23 protein-coding genes are annotated in these 25,809 nt (G+C 61.9%); 12 read left to right on the top strand and 11 right to left on the bottom strand.

Annotation, left to right across the window (positions count from 1 at the left end):
• Positions 1-4 precede the first annotated feature (4 nt).
• Complete coding sequence (locus NJQ44_RS12015) at positions 5-1,336, bottom strand: ABC transporter substrate-binding protein (protein WP_254271588.1); 1,332 nt, start codon at positions 1,334-1,336, stop codon at positions 5-7.
• A 159-nt stretch (positions 1,337-1,495) separates the two neighbouring features.
• Between NJQ44_RS12015 and NJQ44_RS12020 the strand changes: the two genes are divergently transcribed.
• Positions 1,496-2,323 (top strand): proline dehydrogenase family protein, encoded by an 828-nt coding sequence (locus NJQ44_RS12020; RefSeq protein ID WP_254271589.1) that lies wholly within the window; start codon positions 1,496-1,498, stop codon positions 2,321-2,323.
• Here NJQ44_RS12020 and NJQ44_RS12025 read toward each other — a convergent pair whose 3' ends face one another.
• Positions 2,324-3,058: a helix-turn-helix domain-containing protein gene (locus tag NJQ44_RS12025; RefSeq protein ID WP_254271590.1), complete on the bottom strand. Its 735-nt coding sequence runs from the start codon at positions 3,056-3,058 to the stop codon at positions 2,324-2,326.
• Between the two features lie 170 nt (positions 3,059-3,228).
• On the opposite strand from NJQ44_RS12025, the gene NJQ44_RS12030 reads away from it, so the two are divergent.
• Positions 3,229-4,752, top strand: coding sequence for an aldehyde dehydrogenase family protein (locus NJQ44_RS12030; RefSeq protein ID WP_254271591.1), 1,524 nt, complete (start codon positions 3,229-3,231; stop codon positions 4,750-4,752).
• Positions 4,753-4,872: 120 nt separating this feature from the next.
• Here the strand turns inward: NJQ44_RS12030 and NJQ44_RS12035 are convergent, their stop codons facing one another.
• On the bottom strand, positions 4,873-5,475 hold the full coding sequence (locus tag NJQ44_RS12035) for a class I SAM-dependent methyltransferase (RefSeq protein ID WP_254271592.1): 603 nt from the start codon (positions 5,473-5,475) through the stop codon (positions 4,873-4,875).
• A 62-nt stretch (positions 5,476-5,537) separates the two neighbouring features.
• Positions 5,538-6,260, bottom strand: a complete 723-nt coding sequence (locus NJQ44_RS12040; protein WP_254271593.1) for a profilin-fold protein — start codon at positions 6,258-6,260, stop codon at positions 5,538-5,540.
• 92 nt (positions 6,261-6,352) lie between these two features.
• Between NJQ44_RS12040 and NJQ44_RS12045 the strand changes: the two genes are divergently transcribed.
• A complete protein-coding gene (locus tag NJQ44_RS12045; RefSeq protein ID WP_254271594.1) occupies positions 6,353-6,616 on the top strand; it encodes a hypothetical protein in 264 nt (87 codons plus the stop codon).
• A 142-nt stretch (positions 6,617-6,758) separates the two neighbouring features.
• Here NJQ44_RS12045 and NJQ44_RS12050 read toward each other — a convergent pair whose 3' ends face one another.
• Positions 6,759-6,956: a hypothetical protein gene (locus NJQ44_RS12050; protein WP_254271595.1), complete on the bottom strand. Its 198-nt coding sequence runs from the start codon at positions 6,954-6,956 to the stop codon at positions 6,759-6,761.
• Between the two features lie 224 nt (positions 6,957-7,180).
• Between NJQ44_RS12050 and NJQ44_RS12055 the strand changes: the two genes are divergently transcribed.
• The 3 genes from NJQ44_RS12055 (at position 7,181) to katG (ending at position 10,771) form a co-directional block, all read left to right on the top strand.
• A complete protein-coding gene (locus NJQ44_RS12055) occupies positions 7,181-7,855 on the top strand; it encodes a helix-turn-helix domain-containing protein (RefSeq protein WP_348533057.1) in 675 nt (224 codons plus the stop codon).
• Positions 7,856-7,940: 85 nt separating this feature from the next.
• The gene (locus tag NJQ44_RS12060) at positions 7,941-8,294 is read left to right on the top strand and encodes an ArsR family transcriptional regulator (RefSeq protein ID WP_254271597.1); all 354 of its coding nucleotides are present in this window, start codon (positions 7,941-7,943) and stop codon (positions 8,292-8,294) included.
• A 332-nt stretch (positions 8,295-8,626) separates the two neighbouring features.
• Positions 8,627-10,771 (top strand): catalase/peroxidase HPI, encoded by a 2,145-nt coding sequence (katG, locus tag NJQ44_RS12065; protein ID WP_254271598.1) that lies wholly within the window; start codon positions 8,627-8,629, stop codon positions 10,769-10,771.
• Positions 10,772-10,847: 76 nt separating this feature from the next.
• Here katG and NJQ44_RS12070 read toward each other — a convergent pair whose 3' ends face one another.
• From NJQ44_RS12070 to NJQ44_RS12080, 3 genes are all read right to left on the bottom strand, one after another.
• Positions 10,848-12,302, bottom strand: coding sequence for a PAS domain S-box protein (locus tag NJQ44_RS12070; protein ID WP_254271599.1), 1,455 nt, complete (start codon positions 12,300-12,302; stop codon positions 10,848-10,850).
• An 815-nt stretch (positions 12,303-13,117) separates the two neighbouring features.
• Positions 13,118-13,477, bottom strand: a complete 360-nt coding sequence (locus NJQ44_RS12075) for a HalOD1 output domain-containing protein (RefSeq protein ID WP_254271600.1) — start codon at positions 13,475-13,477, stop codon at positions 13,118-13,120.
• Complete coding sequence (locus NJQ44_RS12080; protein ID WP_254271601.1) at positions 13,461-13,910, bottom strand: DUF7344 domain-containing protein; 450 nt, start codon at positions 13,908-13,910, stop codon at positions 13,461-13,463. The genes NJQ44_RS12075 and NJQ44_RS12080 overlap by 17 nt, the downstream gene beginning before the upstream one ends.
• Before the next feature lie 625 nt (positions 13,911-14,535).
• Between NJQ44_RS12080 and NJQ44_RS12085 the strand changes: the two genes are divergently transcribed.
• Positions 14,536-14,916: a cupin domain-containing protein gene (locus tag NJQ44_RS12085; RefSeq protein ID WP_254271602.1), complete on the top strand. Its 381-nt coding sequence runs from the start codon at positions 14,536-14,538 to the stop codon at positions 14,914-14,916.
• 174 nt (positions 14,917-15,090) lie between these two features.
• Here NJQ44_RS12085 and NJQ44_RS19510 read toward each other — a convergent pair whose 3' ends face one another.
• The 3 genes from NJQ44_RS19510 to NJQ44_RS12095 all read right to left on the bottom strand — a co-directional run bounded on the left by NJQ44_RS19510 (position 15,091) and on the right by NJQ44_RS12095 (position 19,199).
• On the bottom strand, positions 15,091-15,327 hold the full coding sequence (locus NJQ44_RS19510) for a hypothetical protein (RefSeq protein WP_348533058.1): 237 nt from the start codon (positions 15,325-15,327) through the stop codon (positions 15,091-15,093).
• A 401-nt stretch (positions 15,328-15,728) separates the two neighbouring features.
• The gene (locus NJQ44_RS12090) at positions 15,729-17,429 is read right to left on the bottom strand and encodes a glycoside hydrolase family 13 protein (RefSeq protein ID WP_254271603.1); all 1,701 of its coding nucleotides are present in this window, start codon (positions 17,427-17,429) and stop codon (positions 15,729-15,731) included.
• Between the two features lie 27 nt (positions 17,430-17,456).
• Positions 17,457-19,199 (bottom strand): glycoside hydrolase family 13 protein, encoded by a 1,743-nt coding sequence (locus NJQ44_RS12095; RefSeq protein ID WP_254271604.1) that lies wholly within the window; start codon positions 19,197-19,199, stop codon positions 17,457-17,459.
• A gap of 264 nt (positions 19,200-19,463) precedes the next feature.
• Here NJQ44_RS12095 and NJQ44_RS12100 point away from each other — a divergent pair, with 264 nt between their 5' ends.
• The 5 genes from NJQ44_RS12100 to NJQ44_RS12120 are packed head-to-tail and all read left to right on the top strand — an operon-like array spanning position 19,464 to position 25,715.
• A complete protein-coding gene (locus tag NJQ44_RS12100) occupies positions 19,464-21,323 on the top strand; it encodes an ABC transporter substrate-binding protein (RefSeq protein ID WP_254271605.1) in 1,860 nt (619 codons plus the stop codon).
• A gap of 11 nt (positions 21,324-21,334) precedes the next feature.
• Positions 21,335-22,342: an ABC transporter permease gene (locus tag NJQ44_RS12105; protein ID WP_254271606.1), complete on the top strand. Its 1,008-nt coding sequence runs from the start codon at positions 21,335-21,337 to the stop codon at positions 22,340-22,342.
• The gene (locus NJQ44_RS12110) at positions 22,329-23,522 is read left to right on the top strand and encodes an ABC transporter permease (protein ID WP_254271607.1); all 1,194 of its coding nucleotides are present in this window, start codon (positions 22,329-22,331) and stop codon (positions 23,520-23,522) included. The genes NJQ44_RS12105 and NJQ44_RS12110 overlap by 14 nt, the downstream gene beginning before the upstream one ends.
• Before the next feature lies 1 nt (position 23,523).
• Entirely contained in the window at positions 23,524-24,576 is a 1,053-nt protein-coding gene (locus tag NJQ44_RS12115) for an ABC transporter ATP-binding protein (protein WP_254271608.1), read from the top strand.
• The gene (locus tag NJQ44_RS12120; protein ID WP_254271609.1) at positions 24,573-25,715 is read left to right on the top strand and encodes an oligopeptide/dipeptide ABC transporter ATP-binding protein; all 1,143 of its coding nucleotides are present in this window, start codon (positions 24,573-24,575) and stop codon (positions 25,713-25,715) included. The genes NJQ44_RS12115 and NJQ44_RS12120 overlap by 4 nt, the downstream gene beginning before the upstream one ends.
• The last annotated feature ends 94 nt before the right edge of the window (positions 25,716-25,809 follow it).

Here is a 25,809-nt window from a genome sequence, read left to right on the forward strand (position 1 = left end):
CGAGTTACGACTCGATGAAGCCGGTTCCGACGTAATCGTGGTCCTCGACGGTCAGAATCTGCAGGAATCCCACGGGGTCACCGTTCTCGTCGAAGTCGATGGGGCCGCTGACGCCCTGGTAGTCCACGTCGTCGGGGCCGCCGCCGTCGGCGAGTATCTGACTGGCTGCTTCGAAGGAATCGACCTGTTCGCCCTCCGGCCTGGTCACGTCGCGGACCGTCTGCTGGAGGGCCGCGCCCGTGAACTCGTCGGCGGCTTGAATCGACAGCGCGGCGACGACCACGCAGTCGTAGGCGTAGGCCGACCACGCGGTCGGTTGCTCCCCGTACGCCTCCTCGAACGTGGAGGCGAACTGCTGATAGTTGTCCTCCTCTACGGGCGCGGACGGGACGACGATTTTCATGCCGTCCATGCTCCCCTCTGGCGTGTTCTCGATGACGTTGTCACCGGAGACGGAGTCAGCGCCGTAGAACTGGGCCTCGTAGCCGCTGGAGTACACCTCGTTGACCATCGTCGCGAACTCGGCCTGATAGGTGATGAACAGCCACGCGTCGGCCCCGGAACTGTTCATCTCGGAGACGACGCTGGAGTAGGACTGCTGTTCCTGGTCGTGGGGGCTGTTGTAGGCGATTTCGCCGTCCCACGCCTCGACGAAGGCGTCGGTGAGGCTCTGGCCGTAGTCGTTGTTGACGTACGTGACGGCGACGCTGTCGTAGCCGTCTTCGGCGATGATGTTCGCCAGCGCCGTCGACTGGGTCCGCCCCGTCGGTGACATCCGCAGGAGGCCGGGGAAGTCCGTGAGCGAGAGCCCCGTCGAGTTCTGACTCAGTTGAACCACGTCGGTTCCCTGAATGACGCTCTCGTAGATGGCCAGCGAGACGCCGGACCCGACGGCCCCGATGAGGAACGGGACGCCGTCCTGGTTGACGAGTTTCTGCGCCGCCGAGACGCCGCCCTGACTCTCGCTCTCGGAGTCCTCTTCGATGATGGCCAGTTCGCGGCCGTCGATGCCGACGTCGTTGACGGCCTCCAGGGCGAGTTCCTTCCCGCGCTGGTTTCGCTCACCGAACGCCGACAGCGACCCGGTGAGGGAATTGACCATCCCGATATTGTACGGTCCCGAGTCTCCGCTCCCGCCGTCTCCGCCCTCCGTCTCGGTACTCTCTGTGTCACCGCCGCCACCGCCATCGCCACCGTCGCTCCCGTCGCTGCCATCGCCGCCGTCGCTGTCGTCTGTCGTACTCACACACCCCGCGAGTCCACCGAGTCCGGCCAGTCCCGCGACCTTCAGCATCTTTCGGCGGTTCAGCTCGTCCGTCGGTTTTCGAGACACCATGTCTATGTGCATCAATGACTATATCCCCCGTTAACCTCGTCCCGACCATGGACGGGACTGGTCGCTCAGGCCCCGGCAACCGGCTTAAATCCGTCGCGAGCGTCGCCGAAACATTTGGTCGGGTTCCGTTATAGGTGGGTTTAGGCCTGAGCCGTCTCCATGATACCACCCATTGCCAGCAACTTCGTCGCTGGCGAGACGCCCGAGGCGGCGATGGCCCACGTCGACGACCTGAACAGGCGCGGCGTGCGCGGCATCCTCAATCTCCTCGGGGAACACTACGACGACCGCGCGGACGCCGACGCGGACGCGCAGGCGTACGTCGACCTCGTCCGCGCACTCGCGGCGCGAGACACCGACTCGTGCATCTCGGTGAAGCCCAGTCAGATCGGACTGGACATCGGCGACGAGGTGTTCGAAGAGAACCTCGCGCGCATCGTCGACGCCGCCGACTGCCTCGTCTGGATAGACATGGAGGACCACGAGACGACCGACGTGACGCTGGACGCGTTCGAACGACACGCCCGGGAGACGGACGGGAACGTCGGCGTCTGTGTCCAAGCGAACCTCAAACGGACGCGGGACGACCTCGAACGCCTTGCGGACCTGCCCGGAAAGGTCCGGTTGGTGAAGGGGGCGTACGACGAACCCGGCGACATCGCCTACCGCGAGAAGGCCCGCGTCGACCGAGCGTACCGGGAGGACCTCGAATTCATGTTCCGGGAGTTCGACGACGGCATCGCGGTCGGCAGTCACGACCCGGCGATGGTGAGCCACGCCCGCGAACTCCACGCCGAGTACGGGACGCCCTTCGAGGTCCAGATGCTGACCGGTGTCAGAGAGACGGCGCAGTTCGAACTCGCCGAAGAAATCGACGTGTATCAGTACATCCCGTACGGAACCAAGTGGTTCTCGTACTTCTACCGACGAATCAGGGAGCGAAAGGGGAACGCGCTGTTCGCGTTGCGGGCCGTCGTCGGCCGGTAATCACGGGTCGAGCAGTTTCGCCTCGGCTTTTCGGAGATGTTCCAACAGCGTCGTCTTCGAAACGTCCATGTCGGCCGCGAGTTCGCGGGTGGACACCTCGCGAGGCCACTCGTAGTAGCCCGACTCCTGTGCGTGTTCGAAGACGTTTCGCTGGGCGGCCGTGAGCGAGTCGAGACGCTGGTCGCGTTCGGACCCGGCGGGTTCGGAGGCCGTGATTGCGGCGACGCTCACCTCCGCACCGGCCTGTTCGCGGACGCTCTCAAGCGCCGGTTCTATCTTCGAGCGCTCGTCGGCGAAACACACCTGCCACTCCTCGCGCCCGTCCTCGATGCGGACCGGCGCGCTGTGGACGAACCCGTTTTCGAGGAGTGTCGGACACACCATGTCGTCGGGGTCGTATTCGAGGAAGAACTCGCGGACGACGTTTCCCGGCGCGTTTCGCTGGCGGCCGAACCGCTCCTGGAGTTGCTGGAGGTCACCCGCCCTATCGGACGCCTGTATCTTCTCTAAGAGCGCCTCGACTTCTGCTTCGCTGTCGCCGAAGGCGGTGAACAGGCCGTTGACCGACGACGGCATCTCGCCGCTCGTCTGGGGCGAGTTGTAGATGGCGTGCGCCAACACGCCGCCACCCACCTCGCCGGTCGCCTCGATAGCCCAGCAGTCCGGGTGCCAGAGGTCGAGGGTCAGTCGCGTCCCCGGTACCTGTTCGTTGACGGCCATAGCAGAGTTACTCATGCGGTAATCATGTGTGTGTCGGTTTAACAAGACCCGACCCTCCCATGGTCGGGTGTCGGTGAGTCGTCAGGCCGAATGCGCGCGCCGCCGTCCGAACACACCAACGGCGTGAAAGGACCCGTCCATGGTCGGATGGCCTTATTGACGCATCCGGGTCATAGCATCGTTCAATGGGAGCGACACATCAGCACTACATCGACGGCGAATGGGTCTCCGGCGAGGGGACCGAAACGTTCACGAGCACCAACCCGGCGACGGGCGACACCCTCGGAGAGTTCCACCGCGGGACGCCCGAGGACGTGGCACGAGCGGTCGACGCCGCCGACGAGGCGTACGACGAGTGGCGCGGACTCTCGCGCGTCGAACGCGCCGAATACCTCTGGGACGTGTACCACGACCTGAAAGCGAACGTCGACGAGTTCGGTGAAATCGTCACGCGCGAGTGCGGCAAGGAGATAAGCGAGGGCCGGGCCGACGTGGTCGAAGCGGCCCACATGGTCGAGTGGGCGGCCGGAGACGCGCGCCACCCAAGCGGCGACGTGGTTCCCTCCGAGATTCCGGCCAAAGACGCCTACATGCGTCGGAAACCCCGCGGCGTCGTCGGGTGTATCACTCCGTGGAACTTCCCCATCGCCATCCCCTACTGGCACATGGCCGTCGCGCTGGTCGAGGGCAACACCGTCGTGTTCAAACCCGCCGAGCAGACGCCCCGATGCGCGCAGGTCATCGCCGAACTGTTCGACGAGGCGGGCGTGCCCGACGGCGTGTTCAACATGGTCCACGGGTACGGCGACGCCGGGAACGCCATCGTTCAGTCCGACGACGTGGAGACGGTCCTCTTTACCGGGTCCGCCGAAGTCGGTCACAAAATCGCCGACGCCGTCGGAGGCGTCTCCGGGAAGCGCGCCGCCTGCGAGATGGGCGGGAAGAACGCCGTCGTCATCACGGAGGAGGCGGACCTCGACATCGCCGTCCACTCGGCGGTGATGTCCTCGTTCAAGACGACCGGCCAGCGCTGTGTCTCCTCCGAACGCCTCGTCGTCCACACGGACATCTACGACGAGTTCAAAGAGCGGTTCGTCGACGTGGCCTCGAAAGTCGCCGTCGGGGACCCCCTCCGGGAGGACACGTTCATGGGGCCGCTCATCGAGGCCGAACACCGCGAGAAGGTCACCAGCTACAACGAACTCGCCCGCGAGGAAGGCGTCAACGTCCTCGTCGACCGCACCGAACTCGACGCCGACGAGATTCCGGACGGCCACGAAGACGGCCACTGGGTCGGGCCGTTCGTCTACGAGGCCGACCCCGACGCCGACCTGCGCTGTACGCACGAGGAAGTGTTCGGCCCGCACGTCGCGCTCTTGGAGTACGACGGCGACATCGAACGCGCCGTCGAGATTCAGAACGACACGGAGTACGGCCTCGCCGGAGCCATCGTCTCGGAGAACTACCGGCAGATAAACTACTACCGCGACCACGCCGAAATCGGCCTCGCCTACGGCAACCTCCCCTGCATCGGCGCGGAAGTTCAGTTGCCGTTCGGCGGCGTGAAGAAGTCCGGCAACGGCTTCCCTTCCGCCCGCGAGATTATCGAGGCGGTCACCGACCGGACGGCGTGGACGCTGAACAACTCGAAAGAGATACGGATGGCACAGGGCCTCTCGGCCGACATAATCACCGGCGACGATGACTGAGCACGTCCCCACGTCCGCGACCTGTCCCGCCTGCGGGACTCGGGTCCGCCGCCGACTGGGCGTGGAGACGTGCCGTCACTGCGGGTGGGTCCCGCGGCACGGCGCAGACTGACCTCGAACTCACTCGTCCGGGCGGAAGGCCCGGACCGTATCGCGTTTCCGCTCGGCCGACTCGGTTTCGACCATCCCGCGTTCGGTGAACACGCGGTGCCAGTCGCGATAGAACAGTGGCAGGTCGTCGTCGACGTAGTTCACCGCACCGTCCTCGCCGTCCTCGTTCTCCACGGTCACGAGCAACTGCCCGGCGATGCGCGCCACGTCGTCGAACACCCACGCGGCGTCGGGATGGACGTGCTGTAACGTCTCGACCGAGAACACCACGTCGAAGGCGTCGTCGGCCTGTGCGGGCGCGTAGTCCTCGATAGCCGTCTCCTCGAACGTTCCCACCGCCGCCAACTCCGGGTACGTGTCGGCCAGTACGTCCAGTGCCTCGCCGTTGACGTCGATGCCGGTCACGTCCTCGAACCCGGCGTCGACGAGGGCCGCGAGGTGGCGGCCGACGCCACACCCGACTTCCAGTACGCTCGCCTCCCGTCCGCAGTGGTCCGCGATAATCGACCGCACCAACTCGCTCGTCTCGTCCGGGCCGTAGTGGGCGTAGTAGGTCGGCGAGTACTCGCCGGACCGGTCGGCCCACTCGTCGCGAACGTCGTGAGAATCCACGTTCGGTAGGGGCGACCCGGACGGATAGGTCTACCGACCGCCCGGTTGCCACGTTCTCCGCCTCACAACTCGACGGTCCCCAGGTCCGACTCCAACTCGGCGACGTGGTCGTTGTACGCCCGGACGAATCCCCGGAATCGGGGCGCGTACTCGCGGATGTCCGCGGCCGACGGCGGTTCGTACTGCGAGAGGAGATACAGGCCGCCCGTGCCGCCGACTCGGAGATAGGACGCCCGCGCGCCCTCCCACTTCAGTTCCCAGCGCGTCCCGTCGACGCGGGTCGCGTAGCTACCGTAGTCGCCGCCCTCGTAGCGCTGGAGTTCGCCCGCGATGCGGTCGCACACCTCCCGGATGCGGCCGAGGACGCGGTCGCGTTCGGCGACGACGCCGTCGGTCGTCTCGACGCTCGGGAAGTCGGTCACCACGTCGTCCAAGACGCCGTCCATCGAGTGCACGTAGTCGTTGAATCCCGCGACGAACGCCGGGTAGTCGACGAGGGCGTCCGCGAGCGGTTCGGGTTCCGGGTCCTGCTTCGTCGAGACGACGTACACCTCCGACCCGCGCTTGGGGTCGAATCGGAGGTATTCGAGGTCCCCGCCCTCGTACTTGACCGTCCACTCGCCGCGGTCGGTCCCGACCGCTTTCTGCCCGTAGTCCCCGCCCTTCAGGCGGGCGAGTTGGTAGGCGAGTCCGCCCGCGTGGTCCCGGACCGCGGCGACCAGTTCGTCACGTCGTTCGGCGACCGCCGTCGCGTCCGCGGGGTCGACCGGTGGCCAGTCTGTCACACCTGTGGAAGTGTCCGAACGGGCATAATCCGTCCGGTGTCGCCCTGCCGAGACCACAAGACACGTATCGAGTGGTCGAGACGAGACGCTGTATGCCCTCCCAACCCCCCTTCGTCGACCCGGTGACGAACGAACTGGACACCGACCAGATTCTCGCGGAAGCGATACCGCTGGCGAAACTCGTCGGCGTCTTCGTCGCTGTCGCTCTCGTCCCTCTGGGACTCGGGTTCTTCGCGCTCGGAAACTCCGCAATCGGCGCGATACTCGCCCTCCTCGGGCAGTTCGTCCTCGCCGTCGGCACCGGCGTCGTCCTGCTGTACGTCGTCGCCCGAGGGAGACAGCTATCCAGCGAGTGACCCCGCACGGGGACGGCAGTACGCATGACTGCTTCGGCGGACGAGAATAGGTCGTTCTACGGTCGCCGTGGTGGCCGTCGACGAGACAGACCGCTCGTGACGGCACACGACGACTCCGTCGACAGAACGGGGTGTCCCCGACTCACTCCCCGCCGTCCGGTTCCTTCAGTAGTTCGAGGATTTCGACCTCCCAGTGATGGGTCGAACCGGGAGTCTTGAACACCCACGCACCGCGTACCTCGACCCCTGCTGCGAGGGCCCTCTCGACTGCCTCCGCCAGCACGTCCTCGAACTCCGCCGTGGTGCTTAACGGAACGTCCTCCAACTGGTCACGTGTCATAGGTGTATCTCCGGGCCGATATCCGCAACCCGAAGCAGGGTGGTTCCCCGAGTCTGTTCCGATAAGACTGATTCTCCGTGAAGGGCGTTCGGTCCGGTTGAATCGACGCCTCCCAGACAGATACACCTATCGAACACCATGGTCTGCCAAGTAGGTATTCGGAGTATGGTGTGCCAAGCCACCTATATTTACACCCGTCGGCCACCTACTCTATACGAACGGTCATGCCCGTCATCGCTACTCTACAACTGCCCGCCTCAGCGTTCGAACTGGGGCGTATCTTACAGATGACCCACGGGACCACCATCGAACTCGAGAATCTGGTCCCACTCGGAGAGCGTGCGGTCCCCTTCTTCATCGTCTACGACCAGGACCAACGCACGTTCGAATCGACGATTCGTGACCACTCGTCCGTCGACAGCCTCACGCAGGTGAGCCGCCACGGCGAGCAGGCGCTGTACGCGCTGGACTGGGAAGTGTCTAACGACGCCTTCTTTCAGGGTATTTTCGAGACACAGGCTAATCTGTTGAGCGCGACCGGGACGAACGAGGGATGGGTGTTCGAAATCCGCTTCCCAGACCACCACCGCCTCGCGGAGTTTCAGGAGTACTGTGTCGACGCCGACATCCCGATAGAACTCGGACAGGTATACAACCCGACGAAACCCGGAATCGGGCCGTGGTACGGACTCACAGAGTCCCAGCGTAAGACGCTCATACAGGCCGTAGGAGACGGGTACTACTCCATCCCCCGTCGGATATCGACCCAAGACCTCGCCGATATCTTCGGTATCTCAGACCAAGCCGTCACCGAGCGATTGCGTCGCGCCATCGTCGCACTCGTCGAGAACACGCTCATCACTGCCGCCGCAGACGAGGATTTGGCACCTGTCGAGTGACGATTCGGCGGCGAGAGGTGCCACCGGAGCGCGGCGCTCTTGGCACCCTATATATATAGGAGTTGGTAGACCAAGCACTCCCGGGATGAGTGCAGAGACCAATACAGAGACTATGGGCAACAGTCAGACCCTCGACCGAACGCTTGACGCAATTCGGGACCGGCATCGACGCGGTCTGCTGTTGGCGCTCCTCGAACAGAACCCGCTGCCCGGTATGCGCACATTTGAGACTGGAGGCACGCTCGACGACGTGTTCCACGACGACCCGCGAGCGACCAGCGTCAGGATGCACCACATGCACCTGCCGAAACTCGAACAGATGGGCTACATCGAGCGAAAGCGTGACCGCGGCGAGATTCACACGGGACCGAAGTGGAACGAGATAGAACCGGTACTCCAACTGTTCCGCGACTTCGACGGCGACTACGTCGGCGTATGAAACACTGGGAGACGGTCTCCACCGACGCCGCGCGGTAGCGCGCGTCGTCGAGGCAAAGCGGTGGGGCACTTCTGCGGCGAATCAGGAACCGAGTACGGCAGTCTGAAGCACGGTTAGTCCGGGTCTCGCGACCGGCGACACCCTCTCCCTGCGGGATTCGTCGGTCGTGCCGCCTCGCCCGACCCGGCCCCAGCGCGACACGGTGACACCAGCGCACGCGTCCGGGATACTGCACACAAAACTTCACGAAGTCTATGAATTGCTTAGACAGGAGAAGAAATTTATTTCCGCATTAGACAACTTTAACAGGCGAAAGCAACAACCGGCGAGTGATGAACGGCTCCGATACGGACTGGTGGCCACAACAGTTGAGTTTGGATATTCTCGACCAGAACGCTCGCCAAGACGACCCGATGGGCGAAGCGTTCGACTACGCCGAGGCGTTCGAGGAACTCGACCTCGACGAGGTGAAGTCGGACATCGAGGACGTGATGACGACCTCACAGGACTGGTGGCCCGCGGACTACGGCCACTACGGTCCGTTGTTCATTCGGATGGCGTGGCACAGCGCCGGCACGTACCGCACTGTCGACGGCCGCGGCGGCGCGGCAGGCGGCCGACAGCGTTTCGCCCCGCTCAACAGTTGGCCCGACAACGCGAACCTCGACAAGGCGCGGCGACTCCTCTGGCCGGTCAAGCAGAAGTACGGCCGTAACCTCTCGTGGGCGGACCTGATGGTGCTGGCCGGAAACGTCGCCATCGAATCGATGGGCGGGAAGACGTTCGGGTTCGCCGGGGGCCGCGAGGATGCCTACGCCCCCGACGAGGCCGTCAACTGGGGCCCGGAAGACGAGATGGAGACGTGGGACCGCTTCGACGAGGACGACGTGCTGGACGAACCGCTCGGTGCCTCCGTCATGGGACTCATCTACGTCAATCCGGAAGGTCCCGAGGGCGAACCGGACCCCGAATGGTCCGCAGAGCGCATCCGACAGACGTTCAGCCGCATGGCGATGAACGACGAGGAGACGGCCGCACTCATCGCCGGCGGCCACACGTTCGGGAAAGTCCACGGCGCCGACGACCCCGAGAACCTCGGTCCCGAACCCGAAGCGGCCCCCATCGAGTCACAGGGCTTCGGGTGGGAGAACGAGAACGAAGACGGCTCGGTCAAGGGTGGGGAGATGATCACCAGCGGTATCGAAGGGCCGTGGACACAGTCTCCCATCGAGTGGGACATGGGCTACATCGACAACCTACTCGACTACGAGTGGGAACCGGAGAAAGGCCCCGGCGGTGCGTGGCAGTGGGCACCGAAGGGCGACGAACTGGAGGATTCCGTCCCCGACGCCCACGACGAGTCGAAGCGACAAACCCCGATGATGCTCACGACCGACGTGGCCCTGAAGAAGGACCCGGACTACCGGGAAATCATCGAGCGCTTCCAGGACAACCCGATGGCGTTCGGTATCAACTTCGCGAAGGCGTGGTACAAACTGACGCACCGCGACATGGGTCCACCCGAGCGATTCCTCGGCCCGGAGGTTCCCGACGAGGAGATGCTGTGGCAGGACCCTGTCCCCGACGCCGACTACGCCCTCGTCGGCGAGGACGAAATCGAGGACCTCAAAGCCGAAATCCTCGACTCGGACCTCTCTATCGCCGAACTGGTCGAGACGGCGTGGGCGTCGGCATCGACGTACCGCGACAGCGACAAGCGCGGCGGCGCGAACGGTGCGCGCATCCGCCTCGAACCCCAGAAGAACTGGGCGGTGAACGAGCCGGAACAGCTGTCGACCGTGCTGGACACGCTCGAAGCGATTCAGGACGACTTCAACAGTTCCCGCTCCGACGGAACGAAAGTCTCGCTCGCCGACCTCATCGTGCTGGGCGGTAACGCCGCAGTCGAGCAAGCGGCACAGGACGCCGGGCACGACATCGAAGTGCCGTTCGAACCGGGCCGGACGGACGCCTCGCAGGAGCAGACCGACGTGGAGTCCTTCGAGGCGCTCAAGCCTGACGCCGACGGCTTCCGGAACTACCGCAGCGACGACGCCGACCGACCCGCCGAAGAACTACTGGTCGACAAGGCCGACCTGCTCGACCTGACGCCGCCCGAGATGACGGTGCTGGTGGGCGGCATGCGAGCGCTCGACGCGACGCACGGCGACGCCGACCACGGCATCTTCACCGACCACCCGGAGACGCTGACCAACGACTTCTTCGCGAATCTACTCAGCATGGACACCCAGTGGGAACCCGCTTCGGACGCCGAAGAGGTGTACGAGGGTCGCGACCGCGAGACGGGAGACGTCGAGCGGACCGGGACCCGCGTGGACCTCATCTTCGGGTCCCATTCCCGACTCCGCGCCATCGCGGAGGTCTACGGCGCTGACGACGCCGAGGAGAAGTTCGTGCAGGACTTCGTCGACGCGTGGCACAAAGTGATGACCAACGACCGGTTCGACCTCGAATAGGCCGACCGGCGACTCTGCATCGGTTGCTGTAACCGACGTTCGGTGTTCCGCCGCCGCGGCCGCACCGCCCGCACGCTCACCCCTCGTCGGGAGTGGACGGGTCGTTCGCCGTGTCGTCGTCTTCTGCGGCCGTCAACGGGTGCTCCGCGTCGTCTTCGGAGTACCATTCGACGCCCCGTATCTCGATGCGTGCGCCGCCTGTCTCGGCGTCGTTCGTCGCGGCGACAGTCCAATCGTGAATATTGGCGACGCGGTCGACGATAGTCAGTCCGACACCGGTTCCGGTGTCGCTCGTCGTAAATCCGCGACGGAACACGCTCTGTGGCTCCTCGACCGAGAATCCCGGCCCGTCGTCGACGACGGCGAACCCGTCGGCCAGCGATTCGACCCGAACGGTGACCGACTCGCCGCCGTGGTTGCTGCTGTTGTTGTACAGGTTACTGAACAGTTGGTGCAGTTGGGTTCGCTCGGCCACGGTCGACCCCAACTCGTCGATTTCGAAGTCGATGTCGTCACGCAAGAGACCGTCTGCCGCCTCGCACGCGATGGCCGTCAGGTCCACCGGGGCGAGCGAGAACGCCGACTCGTTCTCGCGTGCGACGGCGAGAAACTCGTTGATGAGCGAATCCATTTGGTCGAGTGCGACGACTGCGTCGTCCAGACCGACCACGTCGTCGACGTCCGTCTGCCGCAGGGCGTCGACCCGACCGTGAGCCACCTGCAGCGGATTTCGGAGGTCGTGCGAGACGATTTTCGCCAGCGATTCGAGACGCTCTTTCTGCTTCCGACGATTCGTGATGTCCAATAGCACGCACGCAACCCCCTCGAACTGGTCGTCCGAAGGGAGCAGCGTCAGGTGACTTTCGAAAATCCACGTGTGGCTTTCGGCGTCGTCGATGGACAGTTCGTACCGCTCGACTGCGCCGACAGCACAGTCCTGAAGTCGCGCCACGTGGTCCTCGTAGTCGTCCGCAATCGAGGCCTCGAACACCTCCGTCAGGTGGGTCCCGAGTAACCACTCCCGGTCGCACCCGAGTAGGCTGGCGAAGGCGTCGTTGACGAGGGTGAACCGTCCGTCGACATCGACGGTGAACACCGGGTCGGGAATGACGTCGACTATCGTCTCGTAGCGTTCTAAGAGTCGTTCGCGCCGTTTCTGTTCGGTTATCTCGGTGTAGATGACGTACCCCCCAGACCACGTGCCGTCCCGTTCGAACGGGGCAGTCCGTATCAGAAAGTCGCGGACCCCGGACGTGGTCCGTCGTTTCACCTGCCGTTCGATGCGTTCACCGGCGCGCATCTGTTCGCCGACGCTCGCGGTTCCCTCGCCCTCTTCGTCGGGGATGACGAAATCGTTGATGTCCGACCCGACGAGCGTCGACGCGCCGTACCCGAACGTCTCCTCGAAGGCGGTGTTGACCTCCTCGACGATGAACGCGTCGTTCTCGTACCTGACCGACGCGATAGCGTCGGTAGCGTTCTCGAACAGCGCGGTGAATCGGTCCGGGTTCTCAGTATTGTCGAGTGGCATGGTTTTTCGGGGCGCGTCTGGGTCGGAACGTTCCGGCAGACCGGTCACGCCGACCTGAAACCGGGGATTCCAAATTCGGCCTCCGACCGTCTACGCAGTCGGCTCAGGTGCCTCGCCCCGATTGTCGCTGTGTCCGGACTCCCTCCAGCCATCGTCCCGATGCGGTGACACAGTCATGTGGCACGTCTTCGCTGTCGACTGTATAGCAAAGAAACCGTACTCCAGGGTATAAACGTACGGTAGACCATGGTAAGTGATAGCGCGCCCCTCCGGTTTCGAAGGGCGGTCCGAGCCATCGGACCGTCCCGCGACTGACGCCACCACCGTCGGCCGAGAGCGCGGTACCCGCCGTACTCACCGGACGATTACTCCCGACCGACACCGACAATCCGGTATTGACACAAAGACACAGATACGCCGACCGTTCCACACAGAGAAAATACGACACAGACATCTGCTGGCCGGTCGCCCGACGTGTGTCGGACCCAGACTGTTCGCCCCGTCGCGGCCAGCATACACCCCTGAGTTATCTGAGCCACGTTGTTTCCAATCTCGCGGCAGAACACCAGCACTAAGCGGTTTGAATCAGGGATAGCGCAAACTCCTCCCTGGCTCGTGCTGATTACAGCGCGCGCTTCTCGCACATTTCTGAACGCACGTCCGGGATGGTGGCTCGTTCAATTTCGGCCGAAACACAAGCGCGGTCATCCACGAACGAAGCAAGCGCGGGAAGGCGACAAAAATGCTGGTCTCGCAAACACGGTCTGCGACCGAGAATCCGGCGTACGAGGACGTAGCGGCTCCGAAGTGACTTGCTAGGAGAGGACTGTTTCGGTCGGTTCGTACACCTGGACCCATCCGTCGCTTCGGACTTTCACGAGATACTCAGTGTACTGAAACTCCACGCTGCCAACGCTCTGTCGAGATTCTCCGACCACGGTCGGCCCGAAAAACGCGTTTTCAATCGCTGGCACGTCCACAGTGTCATACAGTGGTGGCGATTTCACCTCACTCGGGGAGACGCCTTCGGCCTCTGCGATGGCGTATACGATTGCGGTCGTAAGTTCACCCCGTCCATCGGGTTCGTAGTGATGCTGTGCTACTTGCGACCACTTTGTATTGGCACCAGTAGTAGAGTCGTCTGGCATGGTTCCGCCGTTAGTCTTCTCGTTCATCCATCTCACTCCGTGCATGCGTTTCCTGAGCAGCGTCGAGACTACCACCCATCCCTTCGAGCGCAGTCAAGACTTGGTCGGCGTGTTCTGCGGCTGTGACCCTCTCGGTCCCCTCATCGAACGTAACCACGCCCTCCGCAACCAACTTCGGAATGTGAGCGTGGTACAGCGAAATATACACTTCTTCACGCTGGTCTTCTGTAACTGCGTGTTCGGGTACGTCGGTCTCCCACGCGACTATCTTCGTCGCCAAGTCGTTCAGCGACCATTCAGTGTCTTTGAGAAGGGTGTAGCACAGGTAGCGCCGTCGGGGGTGCCCCAATGCTTCGTATATCGGTTCGATTTCTAAGAAGTTCGGTGGCGGCAGTTCCTTTTCAGGGGACTCGGGCACGTCCGACGTTGACCCCTTATCGCCGCCGGGTTCGCCATCCATGTCAGATGACTAACTTTGGAAATATAAGTATGTTCAGCTTGGCATACAATGGCGTATTGTGCTGAATTCGGCCGATTACGGTTTCATCCTCTCCAGAGAACAACTGCTCGAGTGAGTCGTCGGTTCGACAAAGTCAGATGGGGGTTCTGAATCCGCCCCCTCTATTCATCACGTACCATCTGAAAAACCAGAGGTGATTCTGTATCGAGCTATTCGCGCTGGCGGGACAGCCGATAGTAGAGTCCTCTGTGAGCGATTTTCTCTGAACGAGTGTCGGAACGAGAACACGACGGCGTTCAACGCTGGGCCGACCAAGTTTGTGACGCCCGCTACCGTGAATAGGACTACCCCTTCCCGGATGCTGTAGCGCTGTCGAGTACCAGTATCAGGTTCCGGAGTCGAACCCGACTGGTCAACGGAAACAGGCCCGAGGGCACTTTCAAACCATCGTGGGAATTCTTCTTTCTTGTCTGCTGAACCCACTCTCTGTATGCAGTAGACCGTTACTGCCAGACCCTGAGTGAGTCGAAAAGGCACTGCGATATACAGCGTACGTATCTACCGGCGATACCTCGAACAGAGCTGTTATTTTGTTAGCACTCCTCAGATGTATGGGGACCTCGATATGGACGAAGTTACGGTCACTTCGCTTGCCGATGTCGAAGACCCAGACGAGACTGCCGACGTTTCGCGGCAGGTAGTTTTCGAAACAGAGGATACCATCATGGTTCAGTCGCGGGTCGGCGGTGGGACCACTACGGGATGGCACCATAACAGCGACCGCCACGTCTACGGATATGTGGTGCAAGGACACGCAACGATGGAGTACGGATCAGCAGGCGAAGACTCGGTTGTTCTTGATGCGGGTGACTTCGTGTACGTACCGCCTCACACCATTCGGCGGGTGGTGAATCCCACCACCGAGGACTGGGTGATCGTTATCAGTTTCGTCGGATTCGGGTCACCCGCCGTGTCCGTTGATAGGCCCGAGTCAAGGGGCGAGTAGTCGAACCAGCGTGCTGAATCCACCATCTGTAACGGCCACACCGTTACTGAGAGACGCCTAGTAAGTCGAAAAGACGCTGCTGCATACAGAGCGCAAATCGGCCATGCATATCGCCCCCAGTTGCAGCGGGGTGAATCGCAACGTACTGGTGAACGATCGACAGGCCGGTCGAATTTACTCGGAAATCCCGCTGAGACTGGTCATCGGCGTAGCTCCAGCGACGATAGCACCTGTTGCGAGAAGTGCGGCAGACAGAACAACGAAGTCTCCGCTCGGTGAGTAGCCAGCCAATCCAGCCCCGACTTGCACGATAAATATCGTCACGAAGAAGCTGAGGATAGCAAACGCTAGCATGACAATTGCCGCGACGATACTACTCGCTAACGCACCGAACGAATCAAGGAATCCCATTTAGTAAGCGACCTCTCTTCGCAGGAGGATTGCGACCCGTAAACCGGTTGGGTATTGGTTGCCTCATCGTAGCTGCCTACATCCGCTATATTCAGCACGACCCTCTTGACAGAGTCCCTGTCGGTGCTCGAAGCCAGTGAGTTACCGACACTAGCGATAATGCTGCCTCAATTGGCGGTTGATTTTCTCTAAGGAAACCGGTGTAGATGTACGCGAATCACCAGACGACACTACTCCAATTCGGAACCGTTCGACTGTCGAACGAAATGGGCCGAATCTTACCATCTTCGACACCCCTTCGGCATCTGCACCCGGATCCGGCCTGCTACTATTGAATTTACTCCGAAGCGGTAGTGTCGAGGACGACTGAGAATACAGAACAGTGAGAGTTGAGAGGGTGCTCAACAGCGATAGACCACTGCTTCGTACGGCCGAAACGCCTCGCCGGACGGGGTGCTCGGTGAGTCAGAGTAGTTGCTGATCAGTATCTCTGAATCGATTGCCTCCACATCGGCGTCAAATGTTGCGGGTTCGCTGGACCAGTTGAGAACGATCACGAACCGCTCGTCGTCAAGCGTCCGCTGGTAGGCGTAGAACTGGTCGTGATCGGGTAACAAGAGCTCGTAGTCACCATAGACCAGCACGTCCTCTGCCTGGCGGAGGTCGATCAAGTCCTGATAGTGGTGCCAGATGGAATCTGCGTCGGACCGCAGTGCCTCGACGTTGATCTCGTCGAAGTTCTCGTTAAGGTCGAACCAGGGATTCTCGTCAGTGAAGTCGGCGTTCTCAGTGTCGTCCCACTGCATCGGCGTTCGAGCGTGGTCGCGGCTCTGGTAGTTGACGAGGTCTGCAACCTCCTCGTAAGAGTCGACGACGCCGTCGGCGATGAGGTCGTCGACCGCGCCGACGGTCATCGGGTCGTCGATTTCTTCGAGACCGTCAAATTCGTTGTTGGTCATGCCGATCTCCTCACCCTGATAGATGTAGGGAGTCCCCCGAAGTGTCAACAGCAGGGTCGCGATGAGCGTCGCGCTCTCGGCGTGGTAGCTCTCGTCGCCGAATCGCGAAACGGGGCGAGGCTGATCGTGGTTCCCAAAGAATAGGGTGGGCCAGTCGATCTGGTTCTGTTGCTGGCTGATGATCTCCTTGAGGTCTCCGAGCTCCCACTCACCGAACTGTTCCGGATCCCACGGGCCATCGGGTCCAGCGTCGATGCCCATATGCTCGAATTGGAAGATCATATCCAGGCCGTCGTCGCCTGCAAAGTCGTCGACCTGCTCGATATCTGCGCCGCCCATCTCACCAACGGTCATGGTGTCGTAGTCCTCGAACGCCGCCGCGAGTTCCTCGAGATACTCGGGGAGGCGAGGGCCGTGGCTGAAGTGCTCGACGCCGACAATCGGTTCGTCCGGGTCTCCATCCGGGTAGCCGTCGGCCTTCGAGAGGTGGTCGATGGCGTCGAGGCGGAAGCCGTCGATGCCCTTTTCCAGCCACCACGTGACCATCTCTGTGATCGCGTCACGGACGGCGGGATTACGCCAGTTCAGGTCGGGCTGCTCGGGGTCGAAGAGATGGAGGTACCACTGACCGCGTTCCTCGTCGTAGGTCCAGGCCGGTCCACCGAAGACGGATTTCCAGTTGTTCGGCGGCTCGTCGGGAGTGCCGTCGACCCAGTGATAGTAGTCCTCGAACTCGCCCTCGCGCCGCCGGGATTGCTGGAACCACTCGTGTTGTTTGGAGGTGTGATTGACGACCAGGTCCATGATGAGGCGGATGTCACGTGCGTGCAGTTCCGCCAGTAGTTCCTCCCAGTCGGCCATCGTCCCGAACTCGTCCATTATCGAGCGATAGTCGCTGATGTCGTACCCGTTGTCAGCGTTGGGCGACTCGTAAACAGGGCAGAGCCAGACGACGTCGACGCCGAGGTCGTCAAGGTAGTCGGCCTTCTCGGTGATTCCGGGGATGTCGCCGACGCCGTCGCCGTCGCTGTCGTTGAAACTCCGGGGATAGATCTGGTAGACGGCGGCTTCCTTCCACCATTGTTCGTCGATGTCTGTGCGCTGTGCCGATTCGGTCGTGGGCTGTGAATTGAACTGTGTCATTCTGGTATAGTTTCTGTATCGGTGAGGTTACGAAGTGAGGTAGACCCGCGCTTCGTACGGACCGAGTTCGAACGACGGACGCGGTGCCGTCGGGACCTCGGTGTTTGCGATTGCCAATTCGAGTCCGTCGAGCGTGACGTCGGCCGGGACCTCGAACTCGACCGGCTCGGGTTCTAAGTTGAGCACCACGAGGCCGTGCTCCTCACCGAGCGTTCGCGTGTAAGCGAAGACGGCGGGATCTTCGGGACAGAGAAGCGAGAACTCGCCGTAGACGAGGACATCGTGCTCCTCGCGGAGTTCGATAAGGTCGCGGTAGTAGTGCCAGACGGAGTCCTCGTTCGCCCGAGCGCGCGCTACGTTGACCGTCTCGTAGTTCGAGTTGCAGTCGATCCACGGCTCGCCGTCAGTGAAGCCAGCGTGTTCGGCGTCGTCCCACTGCATTGGCGTACGAGCGTTATCCCTTCCTACGTACTCGATGGCGTCCCGGACGTCGTCGTAGGTCGCTGCGTCCCCGGCTTCGATAGCCGCCTCGACGAAGTTCAGCGCCTCGACGTCCCGGAGTTCCTCGGTGGACGCGAACTCGGCGTTCGTCATGCCGAGTTCCTCGCCCTGGTAGACGAACGGCGTCCCCTGGAGCGTGTGGGTGAGCGTCGCGAGCAGTTTCGCGCTCTCGGTGCGATACGCGCCGTCGTCGCCGAAGCGAGAGACCATCCGCGGCTGGTCGTGGTTGTTGAGGTAGATACTGTTCCACCCGTCATCGGCGAGGCCGTTCTGCCACTTCGAGAGAATCTCTTTGAACTCGACGAGCGACCAGTCGCCGGCGTCCCACTTGTCGCCATCGTGGTCGAACGTGACGTGTTCGAACTGGAACACCATCGAGAGTCCGTCTCCGTCTGACCCGACGTACTGCTGGGCGTCGTCGACGTGCGCACCGGGGGCCTCTCCGACAGTCAGGAGCGAGTCGTCAGTGAGCACCTCCTGGTGCATCTCCTGGAGGTAGTCGTGGACCTTCGGGCCGTTCATGAAGTGCTTCGCACCAGTCTGTCCCGATTCCGCGTCGCCGTCCGGCAGTCCCTCCGTCTTCGAGATGAGGTTGATGACGTCCATCCGGAAGCCGTCGATACCCTGCGAAAGCCACCAATTCATCATCTCGTAGACTGAATCGCGAACGGTCGGATTGCGCCAGTTCAGGTCCGGTTGTTTCTCGTCGAAGAGGTGGAGGTACCACTGGCCACGTTCCACGTCGTACGTCCATGCAGGCCCGCCAAAGGCCGCTTCCCAGTTGTTTGGGGCGACCTCGTCGGTCGGGCCGTCAGCGGTGTCGTAGTCGGCATCGTCGGCGGACCGGCCGTCGCGCCAGATGTAGTAGTCCTCGAACTCGCCTTCGCGCCGACGGGACTGCTGGAACCACTCGTGTTCGTCGGACGTGTGGTTGACGACCAGGTCCATAATCAACCGGATATCCCGGTCGTGAAGTGCGTCGAGGAGGTCTCGCCAGTCGTTCAAATCGCCGTAGGTATCGTGGATGGATCGATAGTCGCTGATGTCGTACCCGTTGTCGGCCTGCGGAGATTCGTAGATGGGGCAGAGCCAGACGGCGTCGACACCGAGCGCATCGAGATAGTCGACTTTCTCGATGATACCGCCCAGGTCACCGATGCCATCGCCATCACTGTCGTTGAAAGACCGAGGGTATATCTGATAGACGACGGCTTCCTTCCACCATTGACGGTCGGGTTGTTCGAGCGTCTTCGACTCCGGCTTGCTCATCGTCGATCACCGGCGTTTCCACCCTGCTGCGTCAACTCCGGTGCGTTACACTGGTCTCCCAGAGATTTGCGCGCCGTCCTGTTCTTGCTTCTGTGTGTTCGTCCGCATGAATGCCGTTTGTTCATATTCTGATCCCTGAGCGATTTGCCCACCTGAGAATACGCTATTCCCCCCACCTACTTAAAGATATAAAATCTAGAAGAAGTCGTTCTTCTATATATCCAAAACATTTATAATCCCTCAGACTACAGTTGTCAATAGTCTATGATGGACAGGCTCAACGACAATGACCGAAGCGGACAACAGACCACACGCCGCCAATTCGTTCGGGCAATCGGTGCAACCGGACTCGTAGCAGGGCTTGCGGGTTGCGGCGGCCAGCAAGCGGTAGAAGACACGCCGACAGAGAGCAACACCCAAGTTGCGTCCACACCCATCGATGTTGACGACGAGTCACTGGGCTTGATCCAGGAGCTGGCGTATGTCACGAACCAGACGCTACCAGTACTGCCACTTCAGGAGAAACTCGCACAATCGTTCCAGACGACCGACGACTGGAACGTCCCCTCGAAAGACAGCCCGAAGATTCAATCCTACTGGCCAACCGAGTGGCTCCCACGCGAGGGCGAGTGGACTAGCGCGGACGGCTCTGACGACCAGCGACTGACGCTGGCACAGTGGGCCGTTCCCGCGGACTCCCAGTACAACCCCTGGAACGGGAAGAACTTCGCCGAGGCACGCCGGATGATGTTCGACCGGTTCATGAAGTACGAACTCTCCAGCCAGGAGTACAGGGGCTACGTCATCACGGATTGGTCGCTCGACGGGAAGACGCTTACCCTGAACGTCCGCGAGGACGGTGTCTGGCAAGACGGGAGTCCCGTTACGGCGACCGACGTGGTGAATCAGCTCAAGCTCGACATCTACGCTGGTGGCAACCTCGGCGAGTTCGTGGCACCCGACGACGAAGGGAAGGTCGCTGACCGCATCACCGCGTCCGATGAGTCGACCGTCGAGGTATCATTCGTCGAAGCGTTCAACGAGGACGTCATCTTACCGTACATCCAGCCGAAGTACCTCTCGGCTCACGAAGGGACCTACGGCGAGTTCGTGACTCGGCTCGACGAGGCGGGCTCACAGGACGAGCGGTCGAGGATCGTCGGCGAACTCACGAGTAAGAGTGTCACGGACCCGGTTGGCTCCGGCCCCTTCCAGTTCGAAGACGCCGACAGCCAGCGAACGCTCCTCACGAAGTTCGAGGACCATCCTGACGCGGATAAAATCAACTACTCCGAGGCCGAGTACCTCTACAAGCCGTCGAACCAGAGCCGCTGGAACGCTCTCATCAACAACGAAACAGACGGGTCGGCGACGCTGTTCATGCCGAGCAACAAGCTGCGCCAGCTTCCGGACTCGGTGCAGGTCAGCCTCATCCCGAGACACTGGGGGCTCGGCCTCCTGTTCAACCACGAGCGAGAACCGGTCAACGACGTGCGCGTCCGCAAGGCAATCGCCCACGTGGTTAATCGTGAGGCGGTTGCCGGGAATTCCGGTGCTGGTACAAACTCGAAAATCGCAGTCACGTACCCGAGTGGGTTGACCAGCGAATTCAGCGGGCAGGTCGAGGGAACCTGGCTCAAGGGTGTCACCGACCAGTTTGAGACGTACGGACGAAGTACTTCTCAGACAGAGAAGGCCGCTGCGCTGCTTCAGGACGCTGGCTACCAGAAGCAGGGTGGGACGTGGAAGAAAGACGGCAACCCGCTCCGCATCCCGATCAAGGGCCCGTCCGGGTTCTCCGACTGGGTTGCGGGTGCGGAAACCGTCGTCTCACAACTCAAGCAGTTCGGCATTCAGGCCGAGAGCGTAATGAAAGACACCTCGACCTACTGGGGGAAAGACTACTCGAACGCCGACTTCGTCGTCGGGCTTCAGGGCTGGGCGTCGTACAACCAGTCACACCCGTACTTCCATTTCAAGTTCCTGTTCGACAGTTCCGATGCCGCGAACTTCTGGAACATGCCCAGCGAACTCGAGGCACCGATCCTGCACGACCAGTTGCGTGACGGCCAGACTGTCACTCCTGCATCGCTCGTCTCGGACCTGTCCACGGCCGGAGACTAAGGGGGGTACGCATGAACTATATATTTAAACGGTTGAGCCAATCGCTGCTCACTGTCTTCGTGGTGGTATCGGCGAGCTTTGGCCTCGTTCGGCTGCTCCCCGGTGGCCCAATGGACTACTTGCGGGCTCAGATGATACAACAGGGCAGCGACCTATCCTCCGCCGAGATCAACCGGCGTATCGCCGCCCAGACCAACATCGCTGTCGACGAGCCGCTGTACGTTCAGTACCTCGACTACATGATCGCGATGGTCCAGGGGAACTTTGGACAGTCCATCTGGTACGAGGAGCCCGTCGCGAGCATCATCGGCCCGGCGATTCCATGGACAGTGTTCCTGACGGCGTCGGCGCTGTTTCTGGCGTTCACCGTCGGCATCTCGCTCGGGGCGTTCATGGCATACAAGGAAGGCTCGTCGTTCGACATCGCCAGTACGGGTATCGGACTCTTCCTCAACTCCACCCCCAGTTACGTGGTCGCGCTGTTGCTCATCGCGTTCCTCGGCTACCGGTTCCAGCTGTTTCCGACTGGCGGGCGCTACGCCTCCGAGTTGACGACGGGATTCAACATCCCCTTCCTGGCGAGCGTCGCCTATCACGGAGTGTTACCCATCATGTCGATGGCCCTCGTCGGCTTCGGCGGCTGGGCACTCTCGATGCGAGGCAACAGTATCCGTGTCCTCGGGGAGGACTACCTCCGCGTGGCTCGGCTGCGTGGGTTGTCAACTCGACGAATCGCCATTCGATACGTCGCCCGAAACGCCATCCTGCCGATGTACACCGGCCTGATGATCGCCATCGGGACCGTCTTCGGCGGTGCGGTCATCATCGAGAACATCTTCGCGTACCCGGGCGTCGGGTTCTACCTGATTCAGGCGATCAACGCCCGCGACTATCCGCTGATGATGGGCGGGTTCATCCTCATCACGGTCGCGATGGTCATCGGCATCACCATCGCGGACCTCACCTACGGATGGCTCGACCCGCGCGCCAAAGGAGGTGGGTCGCGTGAATCCTACTGACGGAAACGACTCGGCAGATAGCGACCCTGTCGTCGACGCCGTCGGACGCGAGTCGGTCGAGGACCGCCAGTCCGACACCCGCCCTCGGTCGTCGATTACTGGGCACGACCAGCAGGGGCAGGCACTGACTGACGGCGGAACGGTTTCCGAGTTCGAGCAGATGGCCGACGTCTCGATGACGACGGCCGAACGTCGCAGACAGTGGTTCGAAGAGAAGATACTGGCCCCTGGCCGTATCGTCTGGGACGACTGGCGGGCTCGAACGGGGGCTTTCATCGTTCTCGTGTACCTGTTGATGGGGACGCTTGGCCCCCTCTTGGTCACCGCCCCGCAACCGAATCAAGGCCCCCGGCTCATCGGTGCGTTCCGGTCACTGCAGTACCCGCTCGGGACGACTGCGTCAGGCGAGAGCATCTTCGCGCAGATCATCCACGCGACTCCCTCGATGCTCGTCATGATCGCATCGGGAGCCGTGTTTACCGTCGTCCTCGGGACAGCCGTTGGCACGCTGGCCGGATACAAGGGCGGACGGACGGACAGCGCGTTGATGACGGTCACCGACATCATGATGACTATTCCGGGACTGCCACTGACGATCGTCCTGGCAGCCGCGCTCCAAATCAAGGGGAACCCTGCGGTCATCGGAATCCTCATCACGGTCAACGCCTGGGCCGGTCTCGGCCGCGCGATTCGGTCACAGGTCCTGACGCTCCGCGACTCCGAGTACGTTGAGGCATCACGAATTATGGGGATCAAGACGCCGACGATCATCACCGGCGACATCATCCCCAACCTGATGCCGTACATCACGATGAACTTCGTCCAGCAGGCCCGAGCGGTCATCTTCGGCTCGGTCGGCCTGTACTTCCTGGGCGTGCTGCCGTACAACAACGTCAACTGGGGCGTGATGATGAACGCGGCCGTCGAGCGAGCAGGTGCCGTGTCCTCTCCGTTAGCCTTCCACTGGCTGTTGATGCCGATGCTGACCATCATCGTCCTCGCACTCGGATTGACGCTGTTGGCGCAGGGGGCCGACCGTATCTTCAATCCGCGGGTTCGCGCCCGACACGCCAAGTCGATCGGCGGCGGCGACGACGATGACGATGGAGACGACGAAGACGGTGACCCGCCGACGACGTCTACCACTGCCCCCGGAATGTCGACCGCTGGAGGTTCCTAACATGTCACGAACTGCAAACGACACAGGGCGCGACGCGGCGGACCCGATCATCGAGGCTCGCAACGTCAGCGTCACCTACGACCTGGAGCACAGAGACGCGATGGTACTGGACGACGCGAGTATCGACCTCCGGCGGGGTGAGATACTCGGCGTCGTCGGTGAATCCGGATCGGGCAAATCGATGCTTGCCAACGCGATGATGGACGCTGTCGAAGAACCCGGGATTACGACCGGAGAGATACGATATTACCCCGAGAAAGGTGACGACCCAGTCAACGTCCTCGAGTTGAGCGACAGAGAGCTGAAACAGCTCCGCTGGGAGGAAATCTCGATGGTGTTCCAGGGTGCCCTCTCCTCGTTCAATCCGACGATGAAGATTCGTGGGCACTTCGTAGAGACGCTGGAAGCCCACGATTACGACGTCGACGAGGGGATGGAACGGGCGCGTGAACTCCTCTCTGACCTCTATCTGGACCCTGACCGGGTACTCGATTCCTACTCCTACGAGTTGTCAGGCGGGATGAGCCAGCGAGCGCTCATCGCGCTATCACTGGTACTGGAGCCGAAGGTGCTGTTGATGGACGAGCCGACGGCCGCGCTGGACCTGCTGATGCAACGCTCGATTCTGAGCCTGCTCGACGACATCAAAGAGAAGTACGAACTCTCGATACTGTTCATCACGCACGACCTGCCGCTCGTGGCTGGCCTGTCCGACCGGTTGGCCATTCTCTACGCGTTCAAACTGGCGGAAGTCGGGCCGACCGAACAGATTGTCCGACACTCGCAGCACCCGTACACGCGAGCGCTCCTGAAGGCCGTCCCCAACCTAGATGCCCCGTTGTCGACGATGCAACCCATCGAAGGGACGGCCCCCAATCCAGCCCACACACCGGCGGGGTGTCATTACGCGCCGCGGTGTCCGCTGGCGACCGAGCAATGTCACGAAGAACAACCAGAGTGGTTCCAGGTAGCAGACGACCAGGAGACAGCGTGCTTCCACCACGACGAGGCCGAGAAGGCCGTCCCGATGGAAGCCGAGGTGGTGGACCAATGAGCGACCGTTCGTCTCCTCGGCAGAACGACGACGAGGAGGTCGTGATGTCGCTCGACGACGTCTCGGTCCATTTCGAGAAGGAACAGGGATTCATCGACTCGTTGCGGAAAGACGCTCCGCAGGTCCAGGCAGTCGACGGTGTCTCTATCGACATCCCCGAAAACGACGTGCTTGCGCTGGTCGGTGAGTCTGGCTGCGGGAAGACCACGCTCGGGAAGACGATTATCGGCGTCCAGCGTCCGACCCACGGGAGCGTCAAGTACCGCGGTCAGGACATCTGGGACGCCAAGGACGGGAAGGGTGACGTCGAAATCCCGTACGGCGATATCCGAAAAGCCCTGCAGATTATCCATCAGGACCCCGGTGGGGCACTCAACCCCAACCAGAAGGTGCTGACATCACTCGAAGCGCCATTGAAGCGCTGGGATCCGGACATGTCGACCGAGGACCGACGGGCACGCATCTTTGCACTGTTGGATCGGGTCGGGATGGAGCCACCACAGGAGTACGCCCATCGGTTCCCTCACCAGCTGAGCGGCGGGGAACAACAGCGTGTGGCGCTGGTCCGGGCACTCCTGATGAACCCAGACGTCATTCTCGCCGACGAGGCCGTGTCGGCACTCGACGTCTCGCTCCGGGTCGAAACGATGGACCTGCTGTTGGAACTGCAAGAGCAGTTCAACACGTCCTTCGTGTTCATCTCGCACACGCTGTCGAACGCCCGCTATCTCGCCGAGAAGGCAGACGGGCGTATCGGCATCATGTACCTTGGAGAGATCATCGAGATCGGACCACCCGACGAGGTCCTGAACGACCCGAAACACCCGTACTCGAAGGTACTGCGGTGGGCGACGGCCGACCTCGACCCGAGCGAGCAGAAGATGGTCGACCCACCGGTCCGTTCCATCGACATCCCGGACCCGGTGAACCCGCCGTCTGGCTGTCGGTTCCACACTCGGTGTCCCGAAGCACGTGAGGCGTGCAAGACCGACAAGCCCGAACTCGGCGCGGAAGCCGGCGAGCCGGGTACTCGCTGTGCAGCGTGCCACCGAACCGACCCCGATCACGAATACTGGGACAGCGCCCCACTCGACGGTGTCGAGAGTACGGAGACTCCGAAGGTTACCGATGACGACTAACCTCACGGTCGAAACTGCCGAACGAGTCGCCCGGACAGTCGGCGACTCGTCTGTCCGGAAATCACCGCTCGGTGAACCTGTTCGGAGGACAGTC

The organism is Haloarcula marina (assembly GCF_024218775.1).
Taxonomy (GTDB): Archaea; Halobacteriota; Halobacteria; order Halobacteriales; family Haloarculaceae; genus Haloarcula; species Haloarcula marina.